Source organism: Ignatzschineria larvae DSM 13226 (genome assembly GCF_038500265.1).
GTDB lineage: Bacteria > Pseudomonadota > Gammaproteobacteria > Cardiobacteriales > Wohlfahrtiimonadaceae > Ignatzschineria > Ignatzschineria larvae.
Genome location: NZ_CP150637.1, coordinates 1,078,709 through 1,105,631, shown reverse-complemented (window position 1 = coordinate 1,105,631; position 26,923 = coordinate 1,078,709). Strand labels below are relative to the sequence as shown.

The window sequence follows — 26,923 nt, the reverse complement described above, 5'->3', positions numbered from 1 at the left end:
TATTCAATTATTTACTACCTATCAGAGATAGATAGGAGTTTATTTCTATCGATATGCTGTTCTACGTGATGGACGCTTTTCACCGACATTACTAGGAGCCGCATTACGATTTCTTGCAGGACGAGGACTACCTTGTGAAGCTCCCCCTTCTCTACGTTCGTTGCGATTTTCACGACGGCCTTCTGAAGAATGCGAACGACCTTCAGATGATTGTGAACGGCCACCACCTGTGCGAGCCGCATAACCTTCCGTATTACGGCCACGACGCTCAGATGAACCGCCCTCGCGGCGTCCTTCAGAACGACGAGTACCTTGTCTTGAACCGCCACCACTATTGCCACGTCCACGACCATTGCCACCTCGTCCACGACCTTTTGGTGCACTTCGTACCGGCTCTCTCTTCGGCTCAAGTCCATCGATTACACTAGGTTTAATTTCTAATTGAATAAAATCTTCAACCGCATCTAATAGACGTTTATCTTTAAAGTGAACAAATGTTACAGCAATACCTTCACGACCTGCACGACCTGTACGACCAATGCGATGTACGTAATCCTCTGCTTGTCGAGGAACACCAAAGTTAAAAACATGAGTAATTGTTTCAACATCAATACCACGAGCAGCAACATCAGTTGCCACTAATATTTTAATTTTACCTTTTCGCAAACTATCCAAACAACGATTACGAACTCGCTGTTGCATTCCCCCATGAAGATAATCTACTGATAAACCTAACTCTCGTAACTCTCCTGCAATCTCTTCAGTATCAATTTGTGTTGGTACGAATACAACTGTCTGATCTATATCGGCATTCTCCAACCAATGAAATAGCATTTTTTTCTGATGTTCACGTCCATCAGCCCAATGTAAAATTTGCGTAATATTTTTATTAATCGTATCTTTAGGTGAAATTTCAATACGCATAGGATGATGCATCATACTCTCTGCTAATTTCATCACTTTAGGTGGAAATGTGGCTGAGAACATTAATGTTTGCATATTGTTGATACAACTTCTATGGAGGATCTCAAGATCTTCAGAGAATCCCATATCGAGCATACGATCCGCTTCATCGGCAATAAAGTAATGAACTTTATCGAAACTGATCTCTTTTTGCTTATAGAGATCAATTAAACGACCGGGTGTTGCCACTAATAATGTCACATTTTGCAATTCACGAATTTGGCGACCATAAGGCATGCCGCCTACAACAGTTGCCACACGGAAATCACGATGGGAACCTTTTAGATGAATTGCTTCTTGTGCAACTTGCTGTGCTAACTCACGAGTTGGGCACATAATAATTGCTTGAGGCTCAGGCATTTGATAACGTTGATTGCGACCGCCACGACGCCCCTTTTTACCCTCTTCTCCACTGTTATTACTATTAACACTCTCAAGTGCTTTCTCAGCCATGATCTGATGAAGAATAGGTAATAAGAATGCGGCTGTTTTACCACTACCTGTTTGACTTGATACCATTACATCTTGGCAGCCCATTGCTACAGGGATTACACGCATTTGAACATCTGTTGGTGTATCATAACCCATTTTTTCAACTGCGGCTAAAAGAATAGGATTTAAATTTAAATCAGAAAATTGAGACATAGACATATATTACTTCACTGAAAAGTGAAATTTCCTTTATAATTAAATGTAGGGAATGCGCTTGAACATTCAGCCAAAAAAGACATCGACCGAATCTCAGATAAGTGTCAAGTACACTTATGTCATAATCTCAATTATGAACCAACAGGGCGATGGGAAGCGATAATGATACTCTTTTTTTGATAAAAATCAACTATTTTAAACTGTTTGCAATTGCATAATATTAACTCAACTGCTCTGTTCACAAAAAATCCAAGAAATGTCAATATAATTACATATATTTAGAATAAGGTAATACTAATATTTGCCTGATGTAGCTAGGTCTAATCATGATTATTTCATCATGAATTTATAAGAGATTACCTGTAATCGAGAAGGATACCTTAAGTAAAAAGCCGACCACTTATGTGATCGGCTTTAAAATTTGGAGCGGGAAACGAGACTCGAACTCGCGACCCCGACCTTGGCAAGGTCGTGCTCTACCAACTGAGCTATTCCCGCTTGAGAATGGATGTATTATAGATTTTTTCTGAAATCTGTCAATTGATTGTAAGCATAAAAAATAGACACTATTTATTTCTCACACAATCTCGAAACATAATCTGCTTGAATCACTCTATTTACCACCTCCCGGCACATGAAAATCTATTTCAAATTCTAATCGATCACTATTATTTTATGAGTTATTGACAAATTTCTAAGGTGTTTTTCGTTATACTTACTGCTTTAATGATATTCTGCAAAATCATATAATAATGAATCATTAACAAATAATAAGATGAATTCAATGTTCATAGCCCTTCGAATCTTCAATCCAAATTAGTGAACATCATGGGAATGGAATTTACTATGCAAAAAAATAGCGCAATCTCTCGGTGGTTTACCTTTCTACTTCTAGGAATTGTATTACTCGTAACTTCACAGGTTGAAGCACAATCTCTTTTTAATCGCTCGCAAGGAATCAGTGCAAGTGCAAATACTGTATCGCCACCTAAAATAGGTTTAGATACCAATAGTTTACTTCGTCCCACAGAAGCCTTTGCACCGGCTATTCATCGCAAAGGGGATCAAGAATTTGTATTACTCTGGGATATTCATCCTGATTATTATCTCTATAAAGACAAGATCGAGATTGAGCTTAAAAATAGTAATGGTGAACTCATTCCCGTTACGCTTCCCTCAGGCAAAGCCCATGAGGATGAATTTTTTGGCAAGCAAGAGATCTATGATAGCTCGATTATTATCCCTTTAACACTGGCTAAGAATGCCGGCATGAATACAGCTTACTTTGAACTTGAAGCGCAAGGGTGTGCAAAAAGTGGTTACTGCTTTGCCCCGCAGCAATATTCACTAGAAGTAGAAATGGATCCTACACAAGATCCCGCGCTCGATCTCGTTACAACAGTAACAGAGAATCCTGATGTACTTCCTCCTGAATTAGAAGCAGAACATGATCGCCTATCGCAATATCTCAAAGATAATCAATATCTTGCTCTACCGCTATTCTTCCTACTAGGATTATTGCTCACTTTTACGCCTTGCGTACTGCCGATGTTACCGATCCTCTCTGGAATCTTAACAAGAAGTGGGAATTTATCGCCGAAGAAAGGTTTTACCATTTCGCTGGTCTATGTACTAGCGATGGCCTTTGTCTATATACTATTAGGATTATTAGCCGCTTATTTCGGAAAAGGATTAGCCGCTTACCTACAAAATAGTTATGTACTTATTGGATTTGGACTCATCTTCGTCTTTCTCTCTTTTTCTATGTTTGGGCTTTATCAAATTCAGATGCCCGCTTCTATTCAATCGGCATTAAGTCGTGTGAGCAATCAGCAATCCTCGAAAAATAGCTATATCGGTACCGCCATTATGGGAATGCTCTCGGCACTGATTGTGGGGCCTTGTGTGACTGCCCCGCTCATTGGCATTATTGGGCTTGTTGTGGAATCACAAAATTATCTACTCGGTGGATCGGCGCTCTTTGCAATGAGTATGGGGATGGGCATCCCACTTCTAATCCTCGGCGCCTCTTCTGGCCACCTCTTGCCGAAAGCAGGGGCTTGGATGGATAGAGTCAAAGTGCTCTTTGGCTTTATGCTCTTAGGATTAGCGGCTTACTTTATTGGTAGAACATTGCCGCACTATTGGGAGCAGATGCTCTACGCCATTCTTTCACTCACCACTTTTATCTGGTTGATGGTAACGGTCATTGAAAGCCAATTCAAAGGTCGCCTCTTCTTTGGTCTATTAGCAGTCGGAACCCTCACATTCGGTATTATGTCGATTCAAGAATCTAATCGCACCATTGAAACGGCACAATTTACTCAAATTAAAGGAATTAGTGGTCTGAACCAAGCACTAGCAGAAAATGATCATCGGATTACGATGTTAGAATTTAATGCCGATTGGTGTGTTGCTTGTAAAGAGATGGAGAAATATGTCTTTAGTGATCCCGAAGTGAAAGCGAAAATGGCAGAGTTACAACTATTGGCCGCAGATGTCACTAAAAATGATGCTCAAGATCAAAAATTAGAGATGCATTTTGATATCTTCGGGCCGCCAGCTATGCTCTTTTTTGATAGAAATGGGAAAGAGATTCCACAGTTACGCGTTATGGGAAGTGTTCCTAAAGAAGATTTTTTACGGCATCTTGATTATATTTTAGAACACTATTGATCTCGATTAGGGTAATGATCCTTATTTAGCGCTATCCTAAGGGCTAAAGGTCATAGCTATTGAGTGTAAAAATTGTTCTATTATGTGAGAGATCTATATATAATTGTAGCGTTGTGCATCTCTTATAAAGACATTAGGTATGCGCCTTAACAGGTTTGCATACCTTTTTTATTGGATGTTTTAATTGCTTATTCATTGTGTATTGCTGAGCCTATCATCTGTTATTAATTTGGGATTCTATTCTGTTATTTATAATCTATTCACCATAATCAAGGAGTTGATAATATGATTGCCGTAGAATTTATTATTGTTCTGCTGGCCATTTTTCTAGGCGCACGCTTAGGGGGGCTTGGAATTGGGTTTGCCGGCGGACTCGGTGTCTTAGTACTCGCGGCTATTGATGTTAAGCCTGGTACGATTCCTTTCGATGTGATCTCGATTATTATGGCTGTTATAGCGGCGATCTCAGCAATGCAAATTGCCGGCGGGCTCGATTATCTTGTCGATCAAACCGAAAAACTACTTCGTAAAAATCCCAAATATATTACAATCTTAGCCCCGATTGTGACCTATTTCCTTACACTTTTTGCCGGTACGGGTAATATCTCATTAGCAACATTGCCGGTCATTGCCGAAGTGGCTAAAGAGCAAGGTATTAAGCCTTGTCGTCCGCTCTCAACGGCGGTCGTTGCTGCGCAAATCGGAATTACGGCATCGCCTATCTCCGCAGCGGTTGTCTATATGGCTTCAGTAATGGAGAATGCCTCAATGGTCGGTGCGGGTCATACAGTAAGCTATTTGACTCTCTTAGTGATTCTATTGCCGGCAACTTTCCTAGCGATTGTTATTATGTCTTTGATTATTGCATGGCTCTTTAATTCAAAGCTTTCAGATGATCCTGTTTATCAAGCGAGATTAGCGGAAGGATTAATTGAATTACGAGGCAGTCAAGTTAAAACAATTAAGTCGGGTGCTAAATTATCAGTATTTCTATTCTTACTAGGCGTGATAAGTGTAGTTATTTACGCCATTATCAATAGTCAAAGTTTAGGACTTGTTGAAACGCCGCTTATGAATACCACCAGTGCTATTTTAATCATCATGCTCAGTGTGGCGACCTTTATTACCTTATTCTGCCGAGTACAGACAGATGCTATTTTAAACTCAAGCACTTTTAAGGCAGGGATGAGCGCTTGTATCTGTATCTTAGGGGTTGCTTGGCTTGGGGATACTTTTGTACAACATAATCTTGAATGGATTAAAGCCACTGCCGGCGATCTAATTCATGAACATTCTTGGATGCTTGCAGTAATTTTCTTCTTCTGCTCAGCACTCCTCTATTCGCAAGCCGCCACCGCAAAAGCCTTAATGCCAATGGCTCTCGCCCTTCATGTAACCCCTTTAACTGCGATTGCCTCTTTTTCGGCTGTCAGCGGGCTTTTTATCCTCCCGACCTATCCAACATTAGTGGCAGCTGTACAGATGGATGATACCGGTACCACTCGTATTGGGCGCTTTGTTTTTAATCATCCCTTCTTTATTCCGGGAACGATTGCCGTTATCTTAGCGGTACTCTTTGGTTTCCTCTTTGGAGGAATGATTCTCTAATCATTGCATATCTATTATTATAGTAATATCGACTCAAAATAAGCTTATCCAAATGCCGGCGCATCGGCTGATCGAGGCAAGGAAGACGTTCTATCCGGCATCTTGCAAGTGATGTTTAAACCATTTTTCTTAAACCAAATTGACTATAAATACGATATCAATAAAAATCCCACTGCTTTTAAACAGTGGGATTTTTGTATAGTCATTATCCGTTATACTCGTCAGACACTAACTTTCATTGAGCACTTATCAGCCTATTTTCATCTGCTAACAATTAAGAGGCTAATGTAATGCGCTCAATCTTCGCACCAAGATTCGTCAATTTTGCTTCGATAGAATCATAACCACGATCAAGATGATGTAATGCTCCAATTGTCGTAGTACCTTCAGCCACTAAACCTGCCAAAATCAGAGCTGCTGACGCACGAAGATCCGTTGCCGTAACAGTCGCACCAGACAGCTTCTCTACCCCTTCAATCAATGCTAAACGATTATCAATCTTGATATTAGCCCCCATACGTACCAATTCATTGGCATGCATGAAACGGTTTTCAAAGATTGTTTCAATAATCGATGAAGTCCCTTCCGATACTGCCGCCATTGCCATAAATTGTGCTTGCATATCGGTGGCAAAGAGTGGGTAAGGTGCTGTTTTAATACGAATTGCTTTCAAACGAGAGATGAGAGGATAAATTCGGATACTAGAATCCGTTGTCTCCACACCGCAACCTGCTTGACGTAGTGCAAAAGTAACAGCTTCTACATGCTCAGGAATGCAAGATTCAATGGTAATATCGCCAAACGTCATTGCACCAGCCACCATATAAGTACCAATTTCAATACGATCAGGCATGACGGTATATTCACCGCCGGAGAGCTTTTCAACGCCGGTAATGGTCAAACGATCTGTACCGATACCTTCAATTTTGGCACCGAGCTGTACTAACATATTTGCAAGATCGCTCACTTCTGGTTCTTTCGCACAGTTTTCTAAAACCGTAACACCATTGGCTAATACTGCTGCCATTAAGACATTCTCAACACCGGTTACAGTCACAACATCAAAAGCATGATGATTCGCTTTTAATCGTCCACCATTGACCGAAGCATGAACATAACCATTCTCTATCTTAATCTTCGCACCTAATGCTTCCATGCCTAATAGATGCTGATCAACCGGCCGACTGCCGATTGCACAACCACCCGGTAATGATACTTCCGCTTCCCCAAATTTTGCTAAAATCGGGCCTAAAACAAGAATCGATGCGCGCATTTGGCTCACAAGATCATGATTAGCGCGAGTCTTATTGATATCACGAGGATCAACGATTAATTGATTATTGCTAAAGCTAACTTTTGCGCCAAGATCTTCTAAAATCTTGCTCAGTACAAATACATCTTGTAGAGCCGGCACATTATTTAATGTAACAGGTTCGCTGGCTAAAATTGTTGCTGCTAGAATTGGGAGAACTGCATTTTTAGCGCCACTTGCTTCTACTACCCCTCGAAGAGGCCCATTACTATTTACTAATAATCGCTCTTGATCTTTCATTATTGATTCCACTGAGAGGGTTTGTAGGTTTTAAGTGCTAATGCATGAATCTCTTCCGTTTGTAGACGGTCGCCTAAGGCCGCATAGATTAATTTATGTTGCTTTAACATTGAAAGATTCTCAAATTCAGGACTGACAATAATAGCTTCAAAATGGACGCCATCATCTCCTTTTACTTCAATATAATCACACTGTACGCTTGCTTCGATGAGCGCTTTCAATTTATCTTTAGTCATCATTCTTCTGTTCCTTCTTGTTAACACAATATCAATCATATCTCATATTGTGGCTACGATAAATTGTATTATCCTAGCATATTTTTACTGAATCTGATCGTTTGTCATCCTATTATTCATCTCTATGAGCGATCTCATTTCAGAATAAGATAGGAAGATGAGGTATTCATCTACTTTACGATATATCAAAGCTAGCAAAAGGATCTATATCTAGAAAAATCACCAAAACATGAAAAATTTCGTAATTTTTTGTAACGAGCGAATCGAAGTAGTTATCTTAATTAGCAAAATATCCAATGAGATTTTTCATAGGCTATATAATTCAAATAGCCGATAAAAACTTATATCTCCGAGAGTAACTCCTATGAGATGTTGCTGAAAAAAGTCATTTGATAGCTATTTGAATATGAGAATTTTTATAGTGATTTGATTGATTATCTAACGGTTAGAATGAATTTATAATTTTGATTTGTTACCATAACGCTTCGTAAATACGAACAATTCAATGCAAACAGAACGAATGTGAGATTATGATCAAAACAAAATATTTTTCAAAACCGCTACTCGCGCTCCTGTTATTACTCTCCTTTGGAATGAGTTCATTTGTGCTTGCGAATAATAAGCCTGAACCCGTTACAAAAGTTGAGTGTTGTGAGATCTTAGAATCCACCGAACAGAGCATTCTTGATCTACAAAACAATATCAACGATCTTCGTGCACAATTACCTGAGGCTGAAAGTGAAGAAGCCAAAGCTGCATTAGAGAGCAGAATTACCCAACTACAAACACGTTTAGATCAATCCCGTAATGACTTTGTCAAGTATGCGCTCGGTGGAGTAGATGTTAATTTCTTGACTAAAAGCGATGATGAAGCAGATCTTAATTACGATTGGCAAGCAGAATTATTGCAAATCGTACAACCTGTCTTCTCTGAGATTCAAAAATTGACGCAAGCCACTCGGGAACGAGAAGACCTCAATAGAGAGCTGACTTTAACAAATGAGAAGATTGCAAAATTAGAACAAGGTCTTGCTTATCTAAAGGCGATTCCTAAAGATAATTTAGATGAAAAGCTTGTGACTAGACTTGCGACAATTGATGATAATTGGACTAATTTCCTCGATAATCTCAAACGAGATCAAGCGCATTATCAAACAGTGCTTGAGAGCTTAACCACCGATAAAACATTTCTTCAATCGTTGAAAGATGGGGTTATTGATTTTGTTAAAGGTCGAGGATTGGTTCTTTTTGTCTCTATCTTAACGTTTGCTATTACGCTTTATGTCTTAACGAAAATCATGGATTTCTTTGTTCAACGCCGTAATAAAAATCTACGGGGTCAGCAAAAAGTGAATATGCGTGGTAGACTACTGCTTCTACTCTATCGTGCATTTTCAGGAATCCTCGCCCTATTCGCTTCATTAGTCGTCTTACATGCTATGGGTGATATGGTACTCTTTGGCTTAGCAATATTAATCCTCATTGCATTAATTTTCGCATTCCGAAATTATGTCCCTAAGTACTTCTCTGAAATTCGTCAGTTCTTAAATCTAGGATCTGCTCGCCAAGGAGAACGTGTTATTTATCGAGGTATTCCTTGGATTATTGAGCGCATTACACTCTACTCAGCAACACTTTATAATCCTGCGCTTGATAATGGTCGTATTCGTCTTATGCTACCAGAATTAAAAACCTTAACTTCTCGCCCATTTGAAACAGACGAAATTTGGTTCCCTTCAAAAGTTGGTGAATCTTTCCTTCTTCCAAATGGCACCTATGTAGAAGTCAAACGTCAAACACCGGAATCGCTCTACTTAGATTCATTCAATAGCATGATTATCTATCCCACAGCGGATTTTATTGCCAATGCACCGACCAATCTTTCTCGCGGATACTATACAGTCGTAGACTTTGGCCTCTCTTACGACCATTTTGCAACCCCCGTTGATGAAGTATTTACCAAACTTCGCGAATATGTCATTGATTTTCTTTCAAAAACAGATCTTCATGACCAATATAATTCATTGAGCGTTGAGTTCCGTAAAATTAATGAGGGATTATCGCTCGTTTATACGATTATCGTGGCAATGAAAGGCTCCTCTGCCCCTTACTATTATCAATCAGGTCGTAAGATTCAAGAAGCCTGCTTACGCTGTGCACAGAAAGAGGGATGGAATATGCCATTTACAACGATTGAGATGCGCGATCATCAAAATCGAGCGATTAACAGCGGTCAATAAAATAATCACCAATCATAGTTGATCGAATCTCGCTATTCGATGAACTAGAAAATCAGAAAGAGTTAGCACAATAGCTAACTCTTTTTTTATGTAACGATCTCACCCTATTCTTACCTCATTCAGTAACGGTGACTAGGTTTTATCGAGGGTGGATAAGACTTCTATTAATAATATAGATCTTTCAGATTAGGATATTCTTGGTTATTAAATTTCCCATAGTAAACCCACGCTTGTAGTCATTTTAAGATAAACCCTCAACGACTTCAGTTAATGAAAATAATAGGATCTAGATAAATAATGGGAATAGAGTAAGGTCGGTTCAAAATAAGCTTATTCAAATGCCGGCGCATCGGTTGTAAAAAGAAAGGTAGCCATTCTATCCGGCATCGTGCAAGTGTTCGTGCAAGTGTTGTTTAGTACGGTTTTATCTTCTTTTAAAACCCCACAATAGCTGTTTAAAAGCCACTTTTCTTAAACCATAAAAAAAGAGCGCTGTGAACTACACAACGCTCTTCTCTAATGCAATTATTATCTATTTCAGATACTTTTTATTAGTGTCTTGCAACCATCAACTTCTTAATTTCTGCAATTGCTTTTGCAGGATTCAAGCCTTTCGGACAGGTGTTGGTACAGTTCATGATTGTATGACAACGATAGAGTTTAAATGGATCTTCTAGTTCATCTAAACGCTCACCAGTATGTTCATCACGGCTATCAGAGATAAAACGATAAGCCTGTAATAATACCGCAGGACCTAAGTATTTATCAGAGTTCCACCAGTAACTTGGGCAAGATGTTGAACATGAAGCACATAAAATACACTCATAGTAACCATCTAATTTCCGGCGCTCTTCAATAGATTGCAAACGCTCACGCGGTGGCGTTGCTGTATCGGTTTGTAACCACGGTTTGATTGATGCATATTGTGCATAGAAGTGCGTTAAATCTGGCACTAGATCTTTGACAACATGCATATGTGGTAATGGATTGATCTTGATTTCACCTTCAGGTACAGAGCTAATCGCTTTAGTACATGCCAATGTATTAGTTCCATCAATATTCATCGCACATGAACCGCACACTCCTTCACGGCACGAGCGGCGAAGTGTTAATGTTGGGTCGATGGTATTTTTGATAAGAAGTAATGCATCGAGGATCATAGGACCACAAGCATCAAGATCTACTTCATAGCGGTCATAACGTGGATTTTCCCCGGTATCTGGATTCCAACGATAGATTTTAAAGACTCTTTTATTTTTTGCTTCTTCGTTCTTAAAGAATTTACCTTCTTTAACAACCGAATTTGCAGGTAATTTAAATTCAGCCATAATACTTTTCCTTTTATTTAACCTGTCTTATTCATTGTGTCGTAATATTTAGTGCCGATTGAGATCTGACATTACAACATTAATAAGTACGCTCTTTTGGCTCAATATATTGAACTTCATCTGTTAAGGTATAAGCATGAACAGGACGATAATCAATGGTAACATTACCATTTTCATCTACCCACGCTAGTGTGTGTTTCATCCAATTCACATCATCACGCGTTGGATAATCTTCACGAGCATGCGCACCACGAGACTCTGTACGATTAACGGCTGATTTCACAGTAATTAAGGCACAGGTTAAAAGGTTCGATAATTCTAAAGTCTCAACGAGATCTGAGTTCCAGATTAAGCTACGATCGTGAACTTTAATATCATTAAATTGTTGATAGGCTTCTTCTACACGTTTTGCACCATCTTCAAGCGTCTCTTGCATACGGAATACAGATACATCTTCCTGCATCGCCCGTTGCATCTTGTCACGAAGTGCTGCAGTTGAGATTGAACCATCTGCATAACGGATCTTGTCAAAACGATCTAAAATATCGATGATTTTTTGGTTATCAAGAGGCTTATGTGGACCATTTGGCGTTAAGATCTCAGCTGCACGATTTGCGGCAGCACGACCAAAGACAACAAGATCCAGTAATGAGTTAGAACCTAAACGGTTTGCACCATGTACAGATACACAAGCAGCTTCACCAATCGCCATCAATCCTGGGACGATTGTATCTGGATTACCATCTTTCAATGTGACAACTTCAGCATGGTAATTCGTTGGGATACCACCCATGTTGTAGTGAACTGTTGGGATTACAGGGATCGGCTCTTTACGAACATCAACGTCAGCAAAGATACGAGCACTTTCTGCAATACTTGGAAGACGCTCTTCAATCACTTCAGGTCCTAAATGCTCAAGATGAAGATAGATATGATCTTTCTTAGGCCCCACACCGCGACCTTCACGGATTTCAATAAGCATTGAACGTGAAACAACATCACGAGAAGCAAGGTCTTTCGCATTTGGTGCATAACGCTCCATGAAGCGCTCGCCATTTGAGTTGGTTAAATACCCCCCCTCACCACGAACACCTTCAGTAATTAAGCAACCAGCGCCATAGATACCTGTAGGATGGAACTGAACAAATTCCATGTCTTGAAGTGGTAAACCCGCGCGAGCTACCATACCGTTACCATCACCCGTACAAGTATGCGCAGAGGTTGCTGAAAAGTAAGCACGACCGTAACCACCTGTTGCGAGCACAACCATTTGTGAACGGAATACATGCATTGTACCTTCTGCTAAATCCCAAGCGACAACACCACGGCATTCACCTTCATCCATCAAAAGATCGATAGCAAAATATTCGATATAGAATTCAGCATTGTGTTTGAGTGATTGTTGATAGAGCGTATGAAGCATCGCGTGCCCTGTTCTATCCGCTGCCGCACAAGTTCTTTGCGCTTGCCCTTCACCAAAGTTAGTAGTCATACCACCGAAAGGACGTTGGTAGATTTTACCCTCTTCTGTACGAGAGAATGGTAAGCCATAATGCTCTAATTCTAAGATCGCAGGGATTGCTTCACGACACATATATTCGATTGCATCTTGATCACCTAACCAGTCAGAACCTTTTACTGTGTCATACATATGCCAGCGCCAGTCATCTTCACCCATATTACCAAGGGCTGCAGACACACCACCTTGCGCCGCTACAGTATGAGAACGTGTCGGGAATACTTTAGTTACACAAGCTGTTTTAAGGCCCTTTTCTGCCATACCAAGCGTTGCACGAAGACCCGCGCCCCCGGCACCGACAACAACAACGTCATAGACGTGTTCTTGAATTTTATAATCTTTATACTCTTTTAAGTTACTCATCGATTAAAACCTCGAGATTTTTATTCTATTAAAATGAAACTATTGTATCTCTGAATATTCTCAGGCGTAATTTGCAGAATTACAAACCTTATGAAGAAGCATCATCCTGTTACTTCTTAGCCAATATCAATTAAGATATTAGGGAATATTAAGAGATAGTAATTAGTGGATCATCATTGTGCTGACAACTAATCCTACACGAATAATTGCCCATACAATTGCAAGGCCAATAATCGATAAGATCACACGCATTGCGTTGATCAGGATAGTACGTTGGCATGCTTTATGCACATAATCTTCAATCACAACTTGAAGGCCTAAAATCGCATGATAGATCGCTGTTACAATCAAGGTGACGAGTAATACCGTATTAAATGGCGTGCCAACCCAAACCATGACTTCGAGATACTCTTTCCCGTAGAGGCTTGCGAATGAAAAAGCAAACCATAAAAAAAGAACCGCTAAAACAGCAGCTGTAACGCGTTGTGCTAACCAATGACTAGAGCCTGCGTGTGCAGAACCAAGGCCTTTTACTCGACCTAGTGGAGTTTGATAACGTTTCATATTCAATAGCTCCTACGCAACTAAACCAACAAGAATAAGAAGAACTGCTAATACAGGCGCTGCAATTTTTACAATCTTAGCGCTCTTTTTCGCAGATTCAATATCAACCCCTTTCCCCGCATCCCAGAAAAGATGACGAATACCATTACAGAAATGGTAACAGGCTGCAAATGTACCAACCATCACGAGTAATGCCATTAAAGGATTTGTGATCACCGCGGTCATAGTTGCAAAGGCTTTAGGCCCTGCTGCAAGAGAGATAAACCACGCACCGAGTACTAGTAAAACTAATACTAATGCGGCACCGGATGCACGATGTAAAAAACTCATCACCGAAGTGACTTGCAATTTATAGTCGCTACCGAGCATAAAAGGCGACAAAGGCCGCTTATTTTGACTCATAGATAAACTCCAATAATAAAAAATAGATATTACAAATTAAACCTAAGTTAGATCAGTTTGCCAATTTATGATAGCTTTTTCAATCAGAACGTCATAAATAGTCTATATATTTTGCATATTATTATATAAATTATTGAATTATTAAATCTACGAACGCTCAAGCGCCTCAATCGGTGCAAGTTCCGCTGCTTTTTTCGCAGGAAAATAACCAAATAAAATGCCTATTAAAAATGCAGCTAAAAAAGAGAAGATAATTGAAGGGACAGAGAAGCTTAATGGAATCACGCTTCCTGCCTGTTGTACTAAAAAGCCCACCATCAATGCTAACGATAGTCCAATAATACCGCCTAATAAGCAGACAAGTACCGATTCAATCAGAAATTGCTGAGAAATATCACTCTTGCGAGCTCCCACAGCCATTCTCATCCCAATCTCTTTGGTGCGTTCGGCAACAGATACCAACATAATATTCATCACTCCGATACCGCCCACTAATAGTGAAATTAAGGCAATGGAAGTAATGAGTACCCGCATAATAAGCGTCGTTGATTCCACCATCTCTTTAATGGCATCGGCGTTGTAGATAAAGAAATCCTTTTTACCATGTAGATCCATTAATACATCGGTAATACTCTTATCCGCTAGGCTCATATCAACACCATCATCTACTCGTACAGTGATATTACGCAGCGAGGTTCCTCCGGTCATTCTATGCATTGCACTCGAATAAGGAATCCAGATTGTCATATTTTCACTACTAAACATCCCTTGAGATTTAGAAGTCGCTACGCCAATAATCTGAACCGGTAATGATCCAAGAATAATCACCTTTCCAAGCGGACTCTCACCATTGGGGAACAATGTCTTAACGGTATTTTTATCGACCACAGCTTCAAGTGCTAAGTTCTTCTCACTCTCTTCATCAAAGGCAATACCCTCTGTAATCTCATAACCTTGCACATCAAAAAACTGTGAACCAACGCCTTGAACTTGTGTATTAACGGCTGAAATATTGCCATATCGTGCTTCCACAGAATTCGCCACTAGGGGTGTTACACTATGCACAAAAGGAAGCTGTTTTAATGCTTCTACATCGCGCGGCTGCAGAGAATCAATACTTTGAGAGCGCCGATCACCAAATCCTGTACCAGGGTAAACGGTCAGCGTATTCGTCCCCATCTGCCGAATATCTGCAATAATTTGATCAGTAGAACCTCTTCCTAAAGCGATCACTAACACTACCGCAGCAATACCGATAATAATGCCGAGCATCGTTAAAAAAGTCCGCAATCGTTGCATCATCATTGACACAATAGCCATCTTAAAGGCATTCGATAAGCGAAGCCACATATGGGAAACTCCTGAGGCTCTTTTCCAAGCAAGAGGCTCTATATCAACAGCTTCACTTCTCTGTTCAGATTGAAGTTGATCAGAGATAATTTCCCCATCTTTAATTTCAATAATTCGTTTTGCATGCGCCGCGACTTCAGGATCATGTGTAACCATTATAATGGTATGACCTGCTTCATTGAGTTCTTTCAAAATCTCAAGCACTGCTTTTCCACTCTCACTATCAAGTGCGCCTGTGGGTTCATCTGCAAGGATAATCTCACCGCCGTTCATTAATGCACGAGCGATACTAACCCGCTGTTGCTGTCCACCGGATAATTGGGTGGGATAGTAATGAACACGCTCCTCTAATCCTAATCGGCTTAAAAGCGCCACTGCCCGTTTATGCCGTAATTGTCCCGGCATTCCCGAATAGATTGCTGGCATCTCTACATTACCTTCGGCTGTTAGGCTATTAAGAAGATGGTAACGTTGAAAGATAAAACCAAAATGCTCGCGGCGAAGTTCTGCTAATTCATCTTCATCATAGTGGGTAATCTCTTTACCATTAAAGCGATAGCTACCCTCTAAAAGATAATCAAGCCCGCCGATAATGTTCATAAGGGTTGATTTACCTGAACCTGAAGCGCCCATAATCGCGATAAATTCGCCTTTCTCTACCGAAAGGTTAATCCCTTTCAAAACTTCCACTTCAGTATCACCAGAGCGAAAACGACGGCGCAGATCTGTGAGCTCAATCATAGGAATGTTGTTCATTATATTGCCTCTATTTTTTATCACAGATGATCTATCGTCTTCGACCCATTGGGCCACCGCTTGTAACGGGGATAGTTCCTGTTGATTCCGCGGTAATCACCGCCTCCCCTTCTTTTAAGCCCTCAATTACTTCTACAGCAATATTATTGGAAATCCCGGTTTTAATCGCTCTAGGTACAATTTTCCCTTGAGTTTGATCTTCTAACACCCAAACCCAGCGCATTCCTTCTGGTGCTTTTCCCGTCATAGCACCTTGAGTGGGATTAAAGCGAAGTGCGGATACAGGAATCTTCAAGACATTCTCTGCATCTTCTAACACTATGTAGACTTGCGTTGACATACCGATATAAAACTTATGATCAGGATTCTCTACATCAAAAAGACCGTTGTAATAGACCGCTTCTGTGAAGTTTGTCACCGCATTACCTGTTGTCGTTTGAAACGTTTCCGTTGCCGGCTCAATTTGCCGTAATACAGCTTCATAGCGTTGATCTGGCTCCCCCAAAATCGTAAAGTAAGCCTTCATGCCGGGATAGAGTTTGGTGACATCCGCTTCAGATATTTGCGCTTTAATCGTCATAACCGAAAGATCCGCCACTTTAACAATTGTCGGTGCTGTTTGGGTTGAGTTCACCGTCTGTCCCTCTTTCACAACCGTTGCAACGACAACGCCATCCATCGGCGATGTAATTTTAGTATAACCAAGATCAATTTCAGCGGTATCGAGTGCAATCTGTGCTTGGGCAATTTGCGCCACAAGAGCCTCGACTTCTGCTTCATAAACCTTTAAATTCGCCTCCGCTAGATCATATTCAGATTGCGTTGTCGCCCCATTTTTAATGAGATTTTTCTGACGCTCGAGATTAATACGAGCATTGATCAGTTGTGCTTCTTTAGCTACTTTTGAAGCAATCATATTCTTCAACCGTGCTTCACTATCTCGAAGCGCATTTTGTTGAGGAAGATCATCGATCTCGACAAGCAGCTCCCCCTTCTTCACAGATTCGCCAAGGGTAACATACATCTTTTGGATCTGCCCTGAAACCTGCGCCCCCACATCCACCTGTTGCGATGCTTCCATCTTACCGTAAGCTAAGATACTTACCTCAAGATCCCCTTTTTCTACCGGTGCGGTTAAATAATTAATACGATCTTCAGGTTTCAAATAGACATAACCTATAACCCCCACAATAGCAATAATAACCAAGCTTACAATCCATTTACGATATTTTTTCATAGTTTTAATCTGTTAATTAAGTTAGCAATTGATGATTTTTTGTTCTTGTTTTTACGTCTCTTCTTGTTTCACTATTTTTTACTATTGAAGGATAGCGTCCATTTAATTTATTATTCTCATCTTAAATGTGCTTAAGCCCTATTTTTTCACTCTATTATTATGCTTCTCTATTCCTATTTTATAGTCAATGAAACTTAAGCTGATCTTAATATGATGAATTATTTGAGAAAATTTCTCACTCAATAAATAACACAATATACTATTTAATATACTATTGTTAATATACTATAAATAAGAAATATCGATGACGGACAAATAACAACTAATCCATATTTAATCCTTCAAAAGTATAGCGGAACTTCCTTAAAATTTAAACGATAAAAAAATACATTTGATACCAATTCTTATTTAATTAATTGATTGATAATTTCAACTACTTAAAATAACGACTTTGACTGACATAGAAAGCATTAAAAGCAATTTGCTGTTCTCTAGCAGAAAGACGTACAATGCTACATTCAACATTTTTACAGACAATGGATATAGGCCTAAACAGATACCTATATCTATTTTATCTACTATTTTTGTCGGCAATATTCCGATTTAATAAGGATACTCATGGAGAACAGACTTCGAACGATCGACCTAGCTGTCGTTATCGAACATCAGCCCAAACCTGATGAAAAAGCACATTACCTTGATAAAGAACAAGCAACCGAATTACTGCATACAATTGGCCAGAATATCGCACAATATTTCCCCCAAATTAGAGAGTATGGATTAATTGGTATCGGCTCTATCTATCATCTTCACCAAATTATTCGCCCCAATTTTCCGATCTATACCCAGCTTTTTGAAATCTCTAAAATTCGATTTCGCGCCAATAACTTTAAACCATTAGTCATTGGAATTGGAACGAGTTCTGATCAATTTGAGATTCCGATTTTTAATAAAGAACTCAACCAATTTGCTGATCCGTTAGAGGTGCTTCCCTTCACTGTTGTAATGCCTGACGATGCTGAAGCAGAAGCTTTTATTGCACAGTTAGAGAATGAGCTTATTACTAAAGCCCATCTTAACCAAGAGTCTGTGGATCAATTTGAAACAGCTTTCAATCAGAATATTAATAATATTTCAATAGTGACCCTGGCAGATCTCAATGGCCTATTTGCATCACAACTGATTCAAATCGGCCTAGAAGAGCTTTGGGAAGTGATTCAAGCGGTCATTTTCGATCAAACTGAAACGCTTCGCACATTAGGCAGTGGCCACACACTCTATTGGAAACTCGATGAAGTTGCGCTTTATGTGGCCCATCCTTCCATCTATGATGTTGCGATGAAAGATTATCTGCAAGATTACCAAACCTATGCGCTTACAACGCAGCGCTTAGAACATCTCTTTAAAATGCATCAAATTCCGTATGCCAAAATTGAAGTCATGGATCCAAAATTCTTTGAAGGAAACATTGATATTGAACGGGCTCGAGGACAATTAAATCAACATATTAAAGCGTTATAAAATTCAGCCAAATCAAATAAAACCGCTAATAATCTGACGACTATTAGCGGTTTCTTTTATCTCTTCTTTGTCTCTCTGTAACTATTCGGTTCAATCACTTTCATCGAACAGGCTACAGATTATAAGATCTAATCACTCTAAATTTGAGCCTATTAACGAATCTTACCATGACAGTTTTTATACTTAGCACCTGAACCACAAGGACATGGATCATTACGACCGATATGGAAGAGATCATGTTCCTTTTCATTTAGCTCAATCGCACCATGACATTGGGAATAAGGCTTACCTGAACCACAAGGACAAGGCTCATTACCCCCCTTTTTCTCATCTAGTGCGCCAGATTGAATATCTGCTAAAATTGCTTTTTCAGTATCGGCAATCCCTTCCTCCTGAATATTACCAATTTCATCTGCTAAACGATCAATATCTTCAGCATTGGTGATAGAGCCTTGAATCACTTTACTTTCAGCTTCTACCGGTGCTTGCAATGTCTCTTGCACCTCTTCAGGTTTCTCTACCCGAATCACGATATTGCTTAAGAAGCGAATTGTTTTGTAGTGAATTTGATGCAGCATCTCTTCAAAGAGAATAAAGGATTCTCGTTTATATTCTTGCTCAGGACGACGTTGGCCATAGGCGCGAAGTTGAATCCCTTGACGCAAATAATCCATCGCTGCAAGATGCTCTTTCCATTGTGAATCTTGTACTTCAAGTAGAACAGATTTTTCAAAACGACGGAATTGCGTTGGATCAACATCCGCATTCGCCTGTTTTTTCTTCTCTTCGTAAATACGCTCACTTTCCGCAATAATCGTATTATAGATCTCTTCTTCCGTTAAATTAGGGTTATCGGCAAGCATCTTAGTGAAATTAAGATCAATACGGAATTCTTTATTGAGAATATCTGTAAGACCTTCTAAATCCCACTGCTCGGCATAACTTTGTGCAGGGACATATTTCTCTACAATCTCCGCAAATACTTGCTCCCGCATCATCTTAATGGCATTGCTAATATCTTCTGCTTTTAAGATATCATCACGTTGTTGATAGATAATTTTACGTTGATCATTAGCAATATCATCATATTGAAGAAGATTTTTACGGATATCGAAGTTATGGCCTTCCACTTTACGCTGGGCATTTTCAATAGAGCGAGTAATCATACGATGCTCAAGCGCTTCGCCATTACCCATTCCTAAACTTGCCATCAAGCTGCGCATCTTAGGATTCATAAAGATTCGCATTAAATGATCATCAAGTGATAGATAGAAACGTGAAGAACCCACATCCCCTTGACGGCCGGCACGACCACGAAGCTGGTTATCGATACGACGAGATTCATGGCGCTCTGTCCCGATAATATGTAAACCGCCAAGCTCGAGCACCTCTTTCTGGCGCTCTTTCGCTTTTTCGCGAAGTGCTTTCAACTCTTCTTCTGTAGCGTTAGGGTTTTCAGCGAGATAGAGCTCTTCCTCAAGCTTCACATTACCACCTAACACGATATCGGTACCACGACCCGCCATATTAGTAGCAATTGTCACAGCTCCCGGAATACCAGCACGCCCAACAATGTACGCTTCCCGTTCATGTTGTTTAGCATTTAAGACTTCATGGGGGATATTTTCAGCTTTTAGAAGATCAGAGATTAATTCTGAAACTTCAACAGAAGCGGTTCCCACTAATACAGGTTGTTTGCGCTCATAACAATCTTGAATATCTTTGATGATCGCTTCATATTTCTCTTGTTGAGTGAGATAGATGAGATCTCCATAATCTTTACGCTGAATGGGGCGGTTTGTCGGAATGACCACCACTTCTAGTCCATAAATTTCTAAAAATTCCGGTGCTTCTGTGTCTGCTGTACCGGTCATACCCGCTAATTTTTCATAGATACGGAAGTAGTTTTGGAATGTAATAGAAGCCAATGTTTGATTCTCAGGTTTAACTTCTACCCCTTCTTTCACTTCAATGGCTTGATGTAAACCATCAGACCAACGACGGCCGGCGAGTGTTCGACCAGTATGCTCATCAACGATAACAATTTCGCCTTTTTCGACGATATAATCGACATCTTTGTGGAAAATATAGTGTGCACGTAAGCAGTTATCGACGTGATGATAGAGTTTTAAGTTTTGACTATCATAAAGACTCTCACCCTCTTTCAATAACTCTGCTTCCATTAGAAGTGATTCGAGATGTTGATGTCCCTCTTCTGTGAGATTGACCTGTTTATCTTTCTCATTGATCTCAAAATCGATAGGCCCATCAGCCGTTGGCTTTTTAAGATGTGGAATGAGTTTATTAACAGCATGATAGAGTTCTGCACTACCTTCAACAGGCCCTGAAATGATTAACGGCGTTCTCGCTTCATCGATTAAGATTGAGTCTACCTCATCGATGACGGCAAAATAGAGCGGACGTTGTACCTTTTGGCTCATATCAAAAACCATGTTATCCCGTAGATAATCAAAGCCTAACTCGTTATTAGTCGCATAGGATATATCCGCTTGATAAGCCGCTTTTTTCTCTTCTAATGATTGATTCGAAACAATCACACCGACGGTTAAATCTAAGAAGTTATATACTTGCCCCATCCACTCAGCATCACGGCGAGCAAGATAGTCATTCACCGTCACAACATGAACCCCTTTGCCGGCGATCGCATTCAGATAAACCGCAAGCGTTGCGACCAGTGTTTTACCTTCACCGGTACGCATCTCAGCGATACGCCCTTTATGTAGCATATAACCACCGATCAACTGCACATCATAGTGACGCATTCCTAATACTCGGAATGACGCTTCCCGCATGACCGCAAAGGCTTCAGGAAGTAGATCATCTAAGGTCTCACCTTTGGTTAGGCGCTCTTTAAAGAGATTGGTCTGCCCTTTAAGCTCCTCGTCCGACATAGCGCGCATTTTCTCTTCTAGCGCATTCACTTGCATCACGTAACGCTTTGCTTCTTTAATCATACGATCATTACGTGTACCAAAGATTTTTCGGATTAATTTATTAATCATTTGAGACCTTTTACCAATTCAATGTTTGTTGTTATTTTAATAGCTAGTTATCTAACTTCTAATTTTTATGACATAGCTAACAAATTTAGCCCCTTATCATACCTGATTTTACAGTTAAATTTAATTGCTAATTATCAATATGGGGTGAAATTATTGTGTTTCAACCCAATTGTTCCGATGAATCAACTCATCAGTAATGATATACCCGAGTTTATCAACGATTTCAGAGGATGGCGTTTGCAAAATATTCTCAATTTCCAATGCATGATAATTACTCAAACCTCGACCGATTTCCCGACCTTTTTGATCAATACAGACAACAACATCACCCCGATCAAAATTACCATCTACGGCAATCACTCCGATAGGTAACAAGCTCTTACCATCTTCTAACATCGCTTTTACCGCACCATCATCAATGACCAAATGCCCTTTAATCTGCTTTTGTGCCAGCATCCAACGCTTTTTCGCCGCAATCACAGAGCCATCAGCCTTCAACTTTGTGCCCACTTTGGCAGAATTTGCAATATCTAATAAGGCATTTGGACGATCCCCTTTCACAATATAGGTATTCGTACCAGATGTTGCCGCAATATGCGAGGCGGTGATCTTAGTGTACATACCACCTGTTCCAAATTTTCCACCTTCACTCGTTACCATGCCTAATAATCGTTCATCATGGGCGTCAGCTTCATGAATCATCTTTGCCTCAGGATTTTTACGTGGATCCGCTTCATAAACGCCCTCTTGATCCGTCAGGATAATATAGTTATCCGCTTCAATGAGATTCGCAACAAGCGCCCCTAAGGTATCATTATCGCCAAACTTAATCTCTGAAAAAGAGATTGTGTCGTTCTCATTAATAACGGGTACAGCATCGTATTGTAATAGCGTATTAATTGTATTTTTAATATTGAGATAGCGTTGACGATCTGCGGCATCTTCATGGGTCAATAGAATCTGCCCTACATTCAGATTAAATGGCATAAATCCTCGACTCCAAGCACGAATAAGGGAAGATTGCCCAACAGAAGCCGCCGCTTGTAACTCGCTTAAGAATTGCGGACGTTCATGCCAGTTCAAAAGCTTCATTCCTTCTGCAACAGCCCCTGATGAAACCAGCACCACTTGAATCCCTTTTTCATGCAATTTAGCTACTTGCTCACACCAATGATGAATTCGTGCTTCATCAACGCCACGACCATCATTGGTAATCATAGCGCTTCCAATTTTCACAACCCAAACTTGTTTCTCAACGCCTTTCATTAGCGATCTCCCTACTATATATAGTGCAGTTATTAGCCTAAATATTCTGAATAATCTAAATAAATTGTACCGTAAGTTGTTTGTATCTTTTTCTCTGTTTTACAGCTTTTCATTCATCTACTTGTTTTTGTTAAAAGATGAGTGCTATCCTAATCATTACGCCTGACAACTTATTACCCGATTTATAGTGTTCTATTTTACAAAAAATCAAAAACAGGGTATTAGAATATAAGAGCCCTCAAAAAAATCATAGCGTGGTCAGATAAACTTCCATCGCTATTACATAATCAAATGAGAATCACAAGGGCGAATGAGCAGCGATCAACTTTATAGCACAGATCAGGACAAAATCTTATGATCATGTGAACAACGGTAATCTTTATCACATTAAAGATCTACCCAAGCCTTCCCTATCCGACATTAGGCTTATCAATAAGTTGCTTATGATTTTCTTATTAGTAATAGTTTTTATCCCTAATAGGAAAATAGATCTATAGGAATCAACGCATCAACGCATTCATAAAAAAGATAGTGGATATAAAAATGACAGCAAAAACACTTTACGAAAAGATTTGGGATGATCATGTTGTTCGCACTGAAGCAGATGGTACAGCCCTTCTCTATATCGATCGACATATTATTCATGAAGTTACAAGCGCTCAGGCTTTTGAAGGCCTCGAGAAAGCAGGACGTTCGCTCTGGCGTAAAAATGCAATTGTCGCAATGGCAGATCACAATACGCCGACAACAAGTGATATCGCGAATATCACAGATCCTATTGCTAAACTGCAAGTCGATACGCTGCATCAAAATGCCACAAAACATGCCCTCAATTACTTCCCTATCGGTGATCAACGCCGAGGCATTGTACACGTTGCAGGTCCTGAACAAGGAGCGACACTTCCGGGGATGACAATTGTTTGCGGCGATTCACATACGGCAACACATGGTGCTTTCGGTGCGATTGCTTTTGGAATTGGTACTAGTGAAGTTGAACATGTTATGGCAACAAGTTGCCTAGTGCAAAAACCGTCTAAAACGATGAAGATCGAAGTCATGGGTCAATTACAACCTAATGTGACTGCTAAAGATCTGATTCTTGCCATTATCGGCCATATTGGTACTGCTGGCGGTACCGGCTATGCCATTGAGTTTGCTGGCGATGCTGTCGCTAATCTGTCAATGGAAGGTCGAATGACCATGTGTAATATGGCGATAGAAGCTGGTGCTCGCGTCGGATTAGTGGCCGTTGATAATACCACGATAGAGTATGTTAAAAATCGTCCATTTGCTCCTAAGGGTGAAGATTGGGATAAAGCGGTGAGCTATTGGCAAACATTGCATTCTGATCCAAATGCGCATTTTGATAAAGTGATCACGCTCGATGCAGCAATGATCGCGCCACAGGTAAGTTATGGTACCAGTCCTGAAATGGTGATTGGTATCGATCAAGTTGTCCCCGATCCTGAAAAAGCGGCTAATGCTGTACAGCGAGACAGCATCGCTAAAGCACTTAAATATATGGGATTGAAAGCGGGTGAATCCCCAGAAGAGATGATGATTGATAAGGTCTTTATCGGCTCTTGCACCAACTCTCGATTAGAAGATATTCGCGATGCAGCGCGATTCGTGAAAGGGAAAAAAATTGCTCCTAATATCAAATTAGCGATGGTTGTTCCCGGCTCAGGGATTGTCAAAGCGGCTGCAGAAGCAGAAGGATTAGATCAAATCTTTATTGATGCTGGCTTTGAATGGCGTGAGCCAGGTTGCTCAATGTGTCTTGCGATGAATCCTGATAGACTTGAGCCTTATGAACGTTGCGCTTCCACTTCTAATCGGAACTTTGAGGGCCGTCAAGGTGCTGCAGGCCGTACTCACTTAGTGAGCCCTGCGATGGCGGCCGCTGCTGCAATTGCTGGGCATTTTGTGGATATTCGTACTATTAATGAAGCTTAATCAAGAAGGAGATTATCTATGCAACCATTTGTAACTCATACCGGCATCGTTGTTCCTCTCGATCGAGCCAATATTGATACCGATGCCATTATTCCTAAACAATTTTTAACGAGTATTTATAAAACAGGATTTGGTCCTAATCTCTTTGATGAGTGGCGTTATTTAGATCTCGGTGCTCCAGGAATGGATAACAGCAAGCGTCCTCTTAATATGGAATTTTCACTCAATCAGCCACAATATAAAGAAGCCACCATTCTACTCGCCCGAGAAAATTTTGGCTGTGGCTCTTCCCGGGAACATGCTGTTTGGGCATTAACCGATTATGGATTTCGGGCAGTGATTAGCTCTAGCTATTCAGATATTTTCTATAATAACTGCTTCAAAAATGGTTTTCTTCCCATTCGTTTAACACCAGAACAGATCGAAACTTTATTCCAACTGACTGCACAATATGATGATCTTGAGATTGCAATTGATCTACCTAATCAAAGTGTGACCGCAGTACGCAAGGGTGAAGTATTAACAGATTCATTTATCTTCGAAATTGATGAATTCCGTAAACATTGCCTTATTCAAGGATTTGACGATATCAGCTTAACCTTAGAACACGCTGATGAAATCCGTGCTTATGAAGCCAAACGAGCAGAAAGAGCACCTTGGATATTTAAGGATTAAAATAATTCAATCATAACAGTGAAGAATTACAACAGAATCTGTCTAGTACTCTGTTTAGGAATCAATTTAACACTCTATTGAATTGGAATAATCGATACAATCAATACAGTAATGCCGGCAAGAATCATCTGCTGGCATTTTCTATTTCTCCACAAATAGCTCTTGAATAAAATCGACTTCTCCGGTTTCAACTTTGTAGAAAGCCCCGACAATTCCGATATCTCCCGCTTCATACATCTCTTTGAGAACAGCACTTTTCTCTAATGTATGAGAAATGGTATGTTCAACATTATGAAAGGCCACTTGATCGACAGCTTCTTTCGAACGAATATCGAGATGTTGATGATGTTTCTGTACATATTCAATAGACGGTTTAACCTTAGCTAGAAGATTCGTTAAATGTCCAAGCTCCGTACCATGACAAGCGCCGGTAATCGCACCGCAATGGCTATGCCCTAATACCACGATTAATTTTGAACCTGCGAGCTTACAAGCAAATTCCATTGAGCCGATAATATCTTCATTCAACACATTGCCGGCAATTCGAGCACTAAAGATATCCCCTAAACCTTGATCGAAGATCAATTCAGCAGAAGTACGACTATCGATGCAACTTAAAATAATCGCAAATGGAAATTGCCCTGCTTTTGTCTCATTCACTTGCTCAAGTAGATTACTATGCGCTTTGAGGTTAGCGACAAAGCGTTGATTTCCCTCTTTAAGAAAAGTAAGCGCTAATTTCGGGGTTAAGGATTTCTGATCTTCTATATTATGGAGTCTCATAAGGGGATTTTGTACTTCCTTCTATCTTCTATTCATAAATTATCAATAACAACTAAAAATATCACACGGTAGAACGAAATAAAACGAAATAAAATAAATGTGCCGATAAAATATATCAGAAACAGATTGTATCTCCTCCCATCAATATCGATGATTGCTAAAATTGTGGTTTTAAATTTCAAAATTATGCGGCAAACAATTAAAATTGGTAGAATTGAACAGTAAAATTTTTTATAACAGAATCTTTTAACCATTAG

General features: G+C 40.0%; 18 protein-coding genes and 1 tRNA gene. 6 read left to right on the top strand and 13 right to left on the bottom strand.

What is annotated here, in order from left to right:
* Positions 1-45 precede the first annotated feature (45 nt).
* Together WMO13_RS04665 and WMO13_RS04660 are read right to left on the bottom strand one after the other, a co-directional pair.
* Positions 46-1,608 carry a DEAD/DEAH box helicase gene (locus tag WMO13_RS04665; protein WP_084331385.1) on the bottom strand — a complete coding sequence of 521 codons (1,563 nt, stop codon included), beginning with the start codon at positions 1,606-1,608 and terminating at the stop codon, positions 46-48.
* Between the two features lie 425 nt (positions 1,609-2,033).
* Positions 2,034-2,109: transfer RNA gene (locus WMO13_RS04660), tRNA-Gly, on the bottom strand.
* A gap of 348 nt (positions 2,110-2,457) precedes the next feature.
* Here WMO13_RS04660 and dsbD point away from each other — a divergent pair.
* Together dsbD and WMO13_RS04650 are read left to right on the top strand one after the other, a co-directional pair.
* The gene (gene dsbD / locus WMO13_RS04655) at positions 2,458-4,287 is read left to right on the top strand and encodes a protein-disulfide reductase DsbD (RefSeq protein ID WP_051396008.1); all 1,830 of its coding nucleotides are present in this window, start codon (positions 2,458-2,460) and stop codon (positions 4,285-4,287) included.
* Positions 4,288-4,572: 285 nt separating this feature from the next.
* Positions 4,573-5,895 carry an anaerobic C4-dicarboxylate transporter gene (locus WMO13_RS04650; protein WP_026878071.1) on the top strand — a complete coding sequence of 441 codons (1,323 nt, stop codon included), beginning with the start codon at positions 4,573-4,575 and terminating at the stop codon, positions 5,893-5,895.
* Positions 5,896-6,169: 274 nt separating this feature from the next.
* On the opposite strand, the gene murA is transcribed toward WMO13_RS04650, so the two are convergent.
* Together murA and WMO13_RS04640 are read right to left on the bottom strand one after the other, a co-directional pair.
* Positions 6,170-7,447: a UDP-N-acetylglucosamine 1-carboxyvinyltransferase gene (gene murA / locus WMO13_RS04645; protein ID WP_034855049.1), complete on the bottom strand. Its 1,278-nt coding sequence runs from the start codon at positions 7,445-7,447 to the stop codon at positions 6,170-6,172.
* Complete coding sequence (locus WMO13_RS04640; RefSeq protein ID WP_026878073.1) at positions 7,447-7,686, bottom strand: BolA family protein; 240 nt, start codon at positions 7,684-7,686, stop codon at positions 7,447-7,449. The genes murA and WMO13_RS04640 overlap by 1 nt, the downstream gene beginning before the upstream one ends.
* A 527-nt stretch (positions 7,687-8,213) precedes the next feature.
* On the opposite strand from WMO13_RS04640, the gene WMO13_RS04635 reads away from it, so the two are divergent.
* Positions 8,214-9,923, top strand: coding sequence for a hypothetical protein (locus WMO13_RS04635; protein WP_026878074.1), 1,710 nt, complete (start codon positions 8,214-8,216; stop codon positions 9,921-9,923).
* 551 nt (positions 9,924-10,474) lie between these two features.
* On the opposite strand, the gene WMO13_RS04630 is transcribed toward WMO13_RS04635, so the two are convergent.
* The 6 genes from WMO13_RS04630 to WMO13_RS04605 form a co-directional block, all read right to left on the bottom strand.
* A complete protein-coding gene (locus WMO13_RS04630; RefSeq protein ID WP_026878075.1) occupies positions 10,475-11,251 on the bottom strand; it encodes a succinate dehydrogenase iron-sulfur subunit in 777 nt (258 codons plus the stop codon).
* Between the two features lie 79 nt (positions 11,252-11,330).
* Positions 11,331-13,133, bottom strand: a complete 1,803-nt coding sequence (sdhA, locus tag WMO13_RS04625) for a succinate dehydrogenase flavoprotein subunit (protein ID WP_026878076.1) — start codon at positions 13,131-13,133, stop codon at positions 11,331-11,333.
* Positions 13,134-13,295: 162 nt separating this feature from the next.
* On the bottom strand, positions 13,296-13,697 hold the full coding sequence (gene sdhD / locus WMO13_RS04620) for a succinate dehydrogenase, hydrophobic membrane anchor protein (RefSeq protein WP_026878077.1): 402 nt from the start codon (positions 13,695-13,697) through the stop codon (positions 13,296-13,298).
* Positions 13,698-13,709: 12 nt separating this feature from the next.
* Positions 13,710-14,099, bottom strand: a complete 390-nt coding sequence (gene sdhC / locus WMO13_RS04615) for a succinate dehydrogenase, cytochrome b556 subunit (RefSeq protein ID WP_026878078.1) — start codon at positions 14,097-14,099, stop codon at positions 13,710-13,712.
* 147 nt (positions 14,100-14,246) lie between these two features.
* Positions 14,247-16,205 (bottom strand): MacB family efflux pump subunit, encoded by a 1,959-nt coding sequence (locus WMO13_RS04610; protein ID WP_245601124.1) that lies wholly within the window; start codon positions 16,203-16,205, stop codon positions 14,247-14,249.
* Positions 16,206-16,236: 31 nt separating this feature from the next.
* A complete protein-coding gene (locus WMO13_RS04605) occupies positions 16,237-17,442 on the bottom strand; it encodes an efflux RND transporter periplasmic adaptor subunit (protein WP_026878080.1) in 1,206 nt (401 codons plus the stop codon).
* Between the two features lie 618 nt (positions 17,443-18,060).
* On the opposite strand from WMO13_RS04605, the gene WMO13_RS04600 reads away from it, so the two are divergent.
* Positions 18,061-18,963: a hypothetical protein gene (locus WMO13_RS04600; protein ID WP_026878081.1), complete on the top strand. Its 903-nt coding sequence runs from the start codon at positions 18,061-18,063 to the stop codon at positions 18,961-18,963.
* 152 nt (positions 18,964-19,115) lie between these two features.
* Here WMO13_RS04600 and secA read toward each other — a convergent pair whose 3' ends face one another.
* Together secA and proB are read right to left on the bottom strand one after the other, a co-directional pair.
* The gene (gene secA / locus WMO13_RS04595; RefSeq protein WP_026878082.1) at positions 19,116-21,986 is read right to left on the bottom strand and encodes a preprotein translocase subunit SecA; all 2,871 of its coding nucleotides are present in this window, start codon (positions 21,984-21,986) and stop codon (positions 19,116-19,118) included.
* A gap of 150 nt (positions 21,987-22,136) precedes the next feature.
* Positions 22,137-23,252 carry a glutamate 5-kinase gene (proB, locus tag WMO13_RS04590; protein ID WP_026878083.1) on the bottom strand — a complete coding sequence of 372 codons (1,116 nt, stop codon included), beginning with the start codon at positions 23,250-23,252 and terminating at the stop codon, positions 22,137-22,139.
* Between the two features lie 543 nt (positions 23,253-23,795).
* Here proB and leuC point away from each other — a divergent pair.
* Together leuC and leuD are read left to right on the top strand one after the other, a co-directional pair.
* Positions 23,796-25,208, top strand: coding sequence for a 3-isopropylmalate dehydratase large subunit (leuC, locus tag WMO13_RS04585; protein ID WP_026878084.1), 1,413 nt, complete (start codon positions 23,796-23,798; stop codon positions 25,206-25,208).
* A gap of 18 nt (positions 25,209-25,226) precedes the next feature.
* Complete coding sequence (leuD, locus tag WMO13_RS04580; RefSeq protein WP_026878085.1) at positions 25,227-25,883, top strand: 3-isopropylmalate dehydratase small subunit; 657 nt, start codon at positions 25,227-25,229, stop codon at positions 25,881-25,883.
* 141 nt (positions 25,884-26,024) lie between these two features.
* Here the strand turns inward: leuD and WMO13_RS04575 are convergent, their stop codons facing one another.
* Positions 26,025-26,666, bottom strand: coding sequence for a carbonic anhydrase family protein (locus WMO13_RS04575; RefSeq protein WP_026878086.1), 642 nt, complete (start codon positions 26,664-26,666; stop codon positions 26,025-26,027).
* Between the last annotated feature and the right edge of the window lie 257 nt (positions 26,667-26,923).